This window comes from Oleiphilus sp. HI0132 (assembly GCF_001635845.1).
The window spans coordinates 1-663 of record NZ_LWGJ01000548.1 but is presented as its reverse complement, the minus strand read 5'-3'; the positions used below and the strand labels follow the sequence as shown (position 1 = coordinate 663).

Sequence of the window (663 nt, the reverse complement as noted above, 5' to 3'; positions counted from 1 at the left end):
CGTTCCTGTGCGCTTGTACGTCTTATTAAAGTACTGCGCATAACGGCTACCCAACACCTTCATCACTTGAGAAATACCATCTTGCTCTGAAGCTGTCATAAGTAAATGCACATGATTGGTCATCAAAACATAACTATGAAGCGCCACATTGTAACGGCTCAGTACCTCGCCTAGAACATGCAAGTAAAATTGGTAATCTTCAGGTGAGTAAAAACAGGCTTCTCGATTATTCCCGCGCTGAACAATATGAAAGGGCACGTCAGGCAAATACATCCTTTTTCTTCTCGGCATCGCAAACTCCTTTTTGCGTATGGATTAAGAATCATTGAAAGTATCAGAGTTTGGGTTTACGGAGAAGTTTGTCTGCTGGTCAATTAATAATCCCTCCGTCCCCTTTCTTTACTTTTCTCTCATTTCGTTTTACTCCGGCGGGTCAACCCGGTCCGCCGAAGAAGTATTCACCCGAAACCAACCCGCAATCGAGTAGCGATCCTTTTTAGCTGGCAGCACTTCATGCGGAAACTCTTCACTAAGAAAGACCACCAGTGTCGCGAAGCTAGGAAGCACTTTTTGCCCTTCTTGATCATCCTGATCCTTGTATACAACTAACTCACCGCCATCCTCTTGCGTCCAGTCTTTATTAAAATAGGCGACCAAAGTGAG

2 protein-coding genes are annotated in these 663 nt (G+C 44.5%); both read right to left on the bottom strand.

What is annotated here, in order from left to right; genetic code table 11:
• Positions 1-291, bottom strand: a 291-nt coding sequence (locus A3766_RS06575) for a transposase (RefSeq protein WP_197479387.1), incomplete at its 3' end; no start/stop codon positions are given.
• A 129-nt stretch (positions 292-420) separates the two neighbouring features.
• Positions 421-663 (bottom strand): 2OG-Fe(II) oxygenase (locus tag A3766_RS06570; protein WP_197479386.1); only part of this gene is annotated, 243 nt, incomplete at its 5' end.